The organism is Yoonia sp., from assembly GCF_042093035.1.
GTDB lineage: Bacteria > Pseudomonadota > Alphaproteobacteria > Rhodobacterales > Rhodobacteraceae > Yoonia.
This window is the reverse complement of sequence record NZ_JBELFI010000126.1, coordinates 1-6,726: the sequence shown is the minus strand read 5'-3', so window position 1 is coordinate 6,726 and position 6,726 is coordinate 1. Positions and strand designations below refer to the sequence as shown.

Genomic DNA, 6,726 nt, shown 5'->3' with positions numbered 1-6,726 from the left:
ACCGGTTGAAAGCGCAAGAGGCGTCTTCAAATGACCCCGCGAATTCCCAACAGCCCGATATGGCGGAGGCCGCAGCCGATGGCGATAGCGGCCTTGTCGAAACACCCGAGGAAAAGCCAAAGCGGCCACGCAGACCGCGCAAGCCGCGCCCGTCCTCTGATGAGGATAGCGCGCCAGAGGCTGCTGAATAATTGAAGGCCCCTCGGACATCCTCCGAAGGGCTTTTTACTTTGCGTCCAGACTGCGGGCCAATGCACAATACGCTTCCAGACCAACCTGTTCGGCACGCTCGGTCGGCTTGATCCCGGCATCCAGCAGATGCGCCTCAATAGCAGGGCTGAGCGACTTGAGCGCGGAACGCAGCATCTTGCGGCGTTGGTTAAAGGCTGTGGCGACGACTTTGTTCAACGTGCGCGGATCGGCGGGATAACGTGGCGTCGGCAGGGCGGTCAGATGCACCACCGCAGAATTGACTTTGGGCGGCGGGCTGAACGCTTCGGGCGGCAAGTCCATGACAATGCGGGGATCGCTGCGCCATTGGGCGAGCAGCGCCAGACGACCATAGGCTTTGCTACCGGGAGCAGCAACAATGCGCTGAGCAACCTCGCGCTGGAACATCAGTGTCAGGCTTTGCCAAAAGGGCGGCCACTCTGGCGGGGTCAACCAACGTACCAAAAGCTCTGTGCCGACGTTGTAGGGCAGGTTCGCGGCCACTTTGATTGGCGGTGTCAGATGGGCCAGCGGATCAAGATCCAAAGCGTCGGCGTTGATAACCTCAAGACGCCCCGGATAGGCGGCAGATATCTGCGCCAAGGCGGGCATACAGCGGGGATCTTTTTCAATGGCAAGCACACGGCGCGCGCCCTCGGCCAGCAAACCGCGCGTCAGCCCACCCGGACCGGGGCCAACCTCCAACACATCCGCTTCTGAGACATCCCCCGCCAGCCGCGCAATCTTGGCGGTCAAATTCAGATCGAGCAAGAAATTCTGCCCCAGCGACTTCTTCGCCGCCAACGCATGGGCGGCGATCACATCCCGCAGTGGTGGCAGATCATCAATCGCGCTCATGATTTCTTAATCCCCATATAAACTTCCGCCGGAGGCTCCAGCCTGTTCAAACCGCACGTGCATCGGCCATTTTCGCGGCCATGCGAATGGCGGCAATCATCGACGTTGGATCGGCTACACCGCGTCCTGCGATATCAAAGGCCGTGCCATGATCCGGCGATGTCCGAACGAAGGGCAAGCCGAGTGTCACATTCACGCCACCCGAAAAATCCAGCGTCTTGATCGGGATCAGCGCTTGATCGTGGTACATGCAAACGGCAACATCATAGCGCGCGCGCGCGGCTGCATGAAACATTGTATCGGCTGATAGTGGCCCCGCAATATCCATGCCCTGCGCGCGCAAGGCATCAAGCACCGGTGTCAGCAGCCCGATTTCTTCGCGGCCCATCTTGCCATCTTCGCCCGCATGAGGGTTCAGCCCGGCCACAGCGATCCGTGGCCGCGCAATCCCGAAATCGCAACGCAGGCCCGCGTGGGTCGTCAACAGCGTGTTCGTCAGCAGCGCTGCCGTCAGTTTTTGGGGCACATCGGCGAACGGAATGTGGATTGTCACCGGGACCACACGCAGATCATCGCAAGCCAGCATCATCACCACCTGATCGGTCCCTGCCAGGGCAGCCAGATATTCGGTATGGCCGGGGTAGGAAAAGTCTGCGCCGTCGATCAGCGCCGCCTTATGGATAGGCGCCGTGCATAGCGCGCACGCGGCCCCCGATTGCACCAGATCAACCCCGTCAGAGATAGCGCTGATGACGCCAGCCGCATGGGTCGGGTTCGGTTGGCCCGCAACCGCAGGCGCGCCAAATTCGCGTGCGAGCACGGTGAATTTCAAAGGATGAATATCGGTGGGGTCAGTGGCAACGTGAAAGCTGGTGCCCTGGGGCAAATGGCCGGGGTCACCTATCCACAAAAGAGGCACTTCGGCTTTCAGCTGATGCCAAGCGGACACTGCAATCTCAGGACCGATCCCTGCCGGTTCACCACAGCTTATTGCGACCGGCTGCATCAGCGGCGGATATCAGCCGAAGCCTGCAGGTCAGCCAGCAATGCATCAGCGAGTGCTGCCAATCGCTGGCTGCGGATCTGGTTGCGCACCGCGTCACGGTCCTGCGGACCGACATCTGTCTGGTTGCGCGCGCAAAGCATGACAAAGGCCAATTGCGTGCCGCCGTTCACCAAAAGGGTGGCGGCCTCACCGGGATCAAGCCGTGCCAATTCAAGGGCGACGTCGGCAGGGATATCGGCCGGAGCAAGGGTTTCGCGCGTTAGCATCTCAGGGGCTTCATCGCGCGCTATCCCATAAAGATCATCACAGGTATCGGCCGCAATTGCCACATCAGCGGCTCTGCGTTGTGCAGCTTGGGAGGTTCCGCCTGCGATAAGGTAGGTTGCATATTCAATGCTTGCCGGCGTTGTTGTTGCACGCCGCCCTTCGCGCAATCCCCGCTTTTGGAACAAGGCCACGGCATTTGGAATTTCGATCGGCTCGGTAACTTCGCCAGTGGAAAGTTCCAGCAAGAGGGTTTGGATTTGCGGCGGGTAGTTTGTGATTGGCACCCAATCCAACCGTCCGCCATTTTCACGGGTCGGCAGGGCTGAGACCTGCCGCGCGGCGTTCTCGAATTCCTCATATGAGCGCAACGCGGCAATCTGGCCTGCCACTTCACGCACCCTTGCGGCACGCTCTGGGGGGGCGGGGATGATGATCTCGCTGAGCAGAACTTCAAGCTGGGTCGGTGCGTTGCCCTGTCGCGCCAATGCGCGATCCACATCTGCCTCCGTCACGGTAATTTCGCGGTTGTAGCGGGCCCGAATAAAGTCGCGCCACATGACGCCGATACTGACGTATTCGATGAAACTGCGCAGCTCGACCCCGTTGGAAGCCAACATTTGAACGAATTCATCCAGGCTCAGGCCGCCGCGCGCGGCGAATTGCTGCAATTCCTGCTGGACTTCCGCTTGTGACAGACTGCGGTTGAAACGCTCCATTTCCTGCAGCTTGAGCCGGTCATCGATCAGTCCGGTGCGTGCGATCTCGGCGATGTTTCCCGCAGTGTTGATCGCGGCAAGAAAGCGTTCACGCTGGCTGAGTTCAAACTGCGTGATGACCCGGTCGTTCACGTTGATCGCGGTTGCAAGCTGGCCTTGGGCGATGGCCTGTGTTGTCAGACCGGTCATCAATGTGCAGGCAATCAGACCTGCTGCGATATTGCGAAAACGCATCTTCAAAAGTTCCATTCGTCTTAAGTCCCGCACCCTGTTGTGATGCCGCCCGCTGCCCGTCCGGCCGAAAACCCGCCGATTGTGCCGCTGAGGCCGAAGGTTGTTGTCGGCTCGATAGTAGTCGAAGACGTGTAGCGGCGCGAGACCGAAACGTCGATGCTCACGCATTCGTTGCGCCATCTCAGCCCGGCCCCTGCCTCAACCGGGCGATCACCTGCGATGTCATAGCGCGCATCCATCCGCAGCCGCCAGGCGTCATTCACATCATAGGCCGCATCCACGGACCACTCCGACACGCTGCTGTTGCGCCCCTCATCCACATCCGGACTCTGCCAATTGTAATTGGCACTGAGGTTCACCAGATCATTGCGCCAGAACAGACGCCCGTCCGCACTGGTCAGATCCCCGTCGTCGGCCCAAAGCCCGCGTGCATCAATAAGTAAACCATTGGCCGATGTCATCTGCGCCGCCACCAACCAGTCAGAGCGCCTGCCCGATAGCCCGGAACTCAGCGAGAAGGCTGCATTTGCATCCTGCGCGATCACGCGCCCAAGCGAAAGCGTGCTGTCAAACCCTGCCGCACCAAAGCGCGTCCAGGCCAGACCTGCCGCTACTTGCGGCCCGGCTTGCAGCGCGTCGTCACCGGCAAAGCGCGAGACGTCAAAAAGATTGCCCTGATCCAGAGTGCTGCGGGTGCTGTCCTCATTGGGTGGTGTGCTGCCATCGCTGTCAGACCACGCCAATGACACCACGGGCGCAATGACATGTGTCGCGCCGCTGCCCATCCGCCGCGCCAAGGGCCAGCGCAGCGTTAGCCGTGCGTCTGGTGCAACGCGCAAATCCGCCTGTGGATAGTCCGGGTCGTCGCCAACCAGATATAAATCGGCCCGCGCGCCGGTTTCGACCTCCGCCACCATGCCATTTTGTGTCACCCAGCTTTGTTGCCAGCTTGCGGCTGCACCGGCACGGGTCACGTCGCGGCCTGCGTCGCCGGCGGTGTTGCTGGGCCGGTATTCGGTATCGATATTGAGCTGATAGCCCAGAAGCCCGCCTTGTTGGGTGGGCTGGCGGCGCTCAAAATCGATATCGGCAATGAGCGGCGGCAATGAGGCGTTCACCTCATCGTCGCGCAGGGTCTGGTAATAGGTCAATCGGCTTCGGAACATGGTTTCATCGGTCACCTTCACCAGCCCAACGGCGCTATCAAGCCGATCCTTGCCGGAATACCCATAGTCCAGAAGGTAGGCCGGATCGCTTGTGGTCTCGATATCGAAGCTGAATTGAGCGCCGGTACCGAGCGCGAATTCGCCCTGAGCAAAAAGATAACCCCGATTTTCGGCAAGCAGCGTATCATCGCTGGCTGCGGCCTCAATCCGCAAATCGCCGCTGACAAACGCCTGCCTGTAGACCAGCTCCAGTGTGCGGGTTTGAGACGACAAATAGGGGGTCACGGTGATATCGCGGTCGTCCCCCAAGGTAATGAAATAGGGCAATTTAAATCCAAAACCCAATTGCGTGGTATTGCGCTGCTCCGGCACCAAAAGACCCGTCGAACGGGACAAGGCCGGGTCTGGCAAGCGCATACGTGGCAGCCACAGCACAGGCACGCCGCGCACAAGAAAGACTGCATTCTCAAAGTAAAGCTGCAATTCCTCGGCGTCGCGAATGACTTTCTCCGCGCGGATTTCCCATAGCGGAGGTCCGGCGCCGCAAACCCGACAAGAGGTCGCCGCCGTTTTGTAAAGCTGCGTATAGCGCCCGTCTTGTTGATCTATTTGATTGGCAACAAGCTGAAGTTGCTGATCCAGCACGATCCGCGCGCTTTGCAGGATGCCATTCTCAAGCCGTGGATCAAGCGTGGCGCGCTCTGCTGTCAAGAGTGTCCCGTCGGCACCGCGGATGAAGATCGGGCCGATGATCTGCAATGTGTCGCTGGGGCGATCAAAAACGATCTCGGTTGCGGACAGGCGGTTGCCCTCAAACAGCACTTCCACGTTGCCGCTGGCAATGAGCTGGTCATCGCCGTTGAGCTTGACACTATCGGCCAAAAGAGTCGCTGCATTCTGGGCAACCAGCAGATTTGGCAGCAGCAGGAACAGGACCAGCAAGATGCGCATCAGCCATCCTCATTGTGCAAAAGGGCACCAAGAGACAGTGCAATCGCCGCAAGCGGTGGTGTCCAGGCGGCAAGCACTGCTGGCAGATCGCCGTTTTCGCCAAGCACTTGCGCGAAGTTGCGGACAAAGTAGACGAAAAATGCCAAAAGCACCGCAAAGAGAACCATCAAGCCGGTTCTGCTGCCGCGTTGATGGCGCATCGTGAAAGTCGCGCCGATCAAAACCATGGCAATCAGGAAAGCGGGCAGGGCAATCTGAGAATGAAGCCAGACCTGGTGGCGCTGCGCGGAAAACCCGGCCGCGCGCAGGCGTTCAATAAAGGCGGGCAATTGCCAGATCGGTATCGAGGAGGGCGTGCCGAAACTGTTGCGGATCTGATCTGCGGTCAGGGTCGATGCGATAGACGTCTGCGGCATCGTGCGTGCCGCGGCTTCGGCGATGGTGTCCGCGCGCAATGGCCATGATTTCACATCGCGCAGCAGCCAAGCGCCAGCCTCCAGTTGCGCGCTCGTTGCATTGATACGCAGTGCTGGGGTCCCATCGGGGCTGAAAGTCATGAATGTGACCTGCTCGAGCCGCGTTCCATCAAGATTGGTGGCTTGCGCACGGATCACGGTTTGTCCGGCAGCATCGCCCTGCCGCAGCCAAAGCCCTGAGGAGCCCAGCGACAGGACCGAGTTCTGCCCTCTCAGCGCGTCACTGCGGTTTTCGAATGCTTTCGACGTTGCCGCCACAATCGGGTTGAGAACTGCAATCGACAAGACGCCGATCGCCAGCGTCACCGCAAGCGGCGCCAAAAGCGCGCGCATCGCAGACCGCCCGGCGGCGCGCGTCACCACCATCTCCGATGAACGCGCCATGCCCAGAAAGAACGCGATTGCCGCAAGGATCATTATCAGCGGCAGCATCGCGGCGAATGTCGTGGGCGTGTTCAGAAGTGTCAGGGCCATGATATCGGGAAAAGTGGCATCTGCGCCGGCGAAACGGCGTAGTTGTTCGACAAGGTCGATCGAACTGATAATCAGCAAAAATACCCCTGCCATACCAAGAAATGTCATAAAGAAGCGTCGCGCAAAATAAACGTGCAGGATCATGCTGCCAGCCCCTTTGTGGCGCGCCGTTTGAACAGATACGGACGGCCCGCCCAGAACAGCAGGAACCACACGATGGCAAAGCCCACCGCGTTTTGCAGGTAGGTCGCGAACCAGAGCTCAGGAGTGGTGCGTGCGAGGTTCAGGCCGACGGTCTCGATTGCCTTGACGAGGACAATCAGCAGGATGGCCAATACAATCTGGCGCCACACCCCAAAGCGGCTGTA

5 protein-coding genes and 2 pseudogenes are annotated in these 6,726 nt (G+C 59.8%); 1 reads left to right on the top strand and 6 read right to left on the bottom strand.

All coding sequences use genetic code 11. The features are described from left to right. Positions 1-191 (top strand): annotated as a pseudogene (locus ACFDSS_RS12780) (DUF4167 domain-containing protein); the annotation flags it as partial. Between the two features lie 34 nt (positions 192-225). On the opposite strand, the gene rsmA reads toward ACFDSS_RS12780, so the two are convergent. The 6 genes and pseudogenes from rsmA to ACFDSS_RS12750 form a co-directional block, all read right to left on the bottom strand. After that, positions 226-1,068, bottom strand: a complete 843-nt coding sequence (gene rsmA, locus ACFDSS_RS12775; RefSeq protein ID WP_375256118.1) for a 16S rRNA (adenine(1518)-N(6)/adenine(1519)-N(6))-dimethyltransferase RsmA — start codon at positions 1,066-1,068, stop codon at positions 226-228. 46 nt (positions 1,069-1,114) lie between these two features. Continuing rightward, positions 1,115-2,074: a 4-hydroxythreonine-4-phosphate dehydrogenase PdxA gene (gene pdxA / locus ACFDSS_RS12770; protein WP_375256117.1), complete on the bottom strand. Its 960-nt coding sequence runs from the start codon at positions 2,072-2,074 to the stop codon at positions 1,115-1,117. Then, positions 2,074-3,306, bottom strand: coding sequence for a peptidylprolyl isomerase (locus ACFDSS_RS12765; RefSeq protein WP_375256116.1), 1,233 nt, complete (start codon positions 3,304-3,306; stop codon positions 2,074-2,076). The genes pdxA and ACFDSS_RS12765 overlap by 1 nt, the downstream gene beginning before the upstream one ends. A 5-nt stretch (positions 3,307-3,311) precedes the next feature. Continuing rightward, positions 3,312-5,408 carry an LPS-assembly protein LptD gene (locus ACFDSS_RS12760; RefSeq protein WP_375256115.1) on the bottom strand — a complete coding sequence of 699 codons (2,097 nt, stop codon included), beginning with the start codon at positions 5,406-5,408 and terminating at the stop codon, positions 3,312-3,314. After that, positions 5,408-6,502 (bottom strand): LPS export ABC transporter permease LptG, encoded by a 1,095-nt coding sequence (gene lptG, locus ACFDSS_RS12755; RefSeq protein ID WP_375256114.1) that lies wholly within the window; start codon positions 6,500-6,502, stop codon positions 5,408-5,410. Before lptG ends, ACFDSS_RS12760 begins: the two co-directional genes overlap by 1 nt. Continuing rightward, positions 6,499-6,726 (bottom strand): annotated as a pseudogene (locus tag ACFDSS_RS12750) (LPS export ABC transporter permease LptF); the annotation flags it as partial. The pseudogene ACFDSS_RS12750 and the gene lptG, both read right to left, overlap by 4 nt.

What these genes read in the sequence shown, in the direction of transcription:
- rsmA (WP_375256118.1), bottom strand. Translation starts at nt 1,068, where the DNA reads ATGAGCGCGATTGATGATCTGCCACCACTGCGGGATGTGATCGCCGCC.
- pdxA (WP_375256117.1), bottom strand. Translation starts at nt 2,074, where the DNA reads ATGCAGCCGGTCGCAATAAGCTGTGGTGAACCGGCAGGGATCGGTCCT.
- ACFDSS_RS12765 (WP_375256116.1), bottom strand. Translation starts at nt 3,306, where the DNA reads ATGGAACTTTTGAAGATGCGTTTTCGCAATATCGCAGCAGGTCTGATT.
- ACFDSS_RS12760 (WP_375256115.1), bottom strand. Translation starts at nt 5,408, where the DNA reads ATGCGCATCTTGCTGGTCCTGTTCCTGCTGCTGCCAAATCTGCTGGTT.
- lptG (WP_375256114.1), bottom strand. Translation starts at nt 6,502, where the DNA reads ATGATCCTGCACGTTTATTTTGCGCGACGCTTCTTTATGACATTTCTT.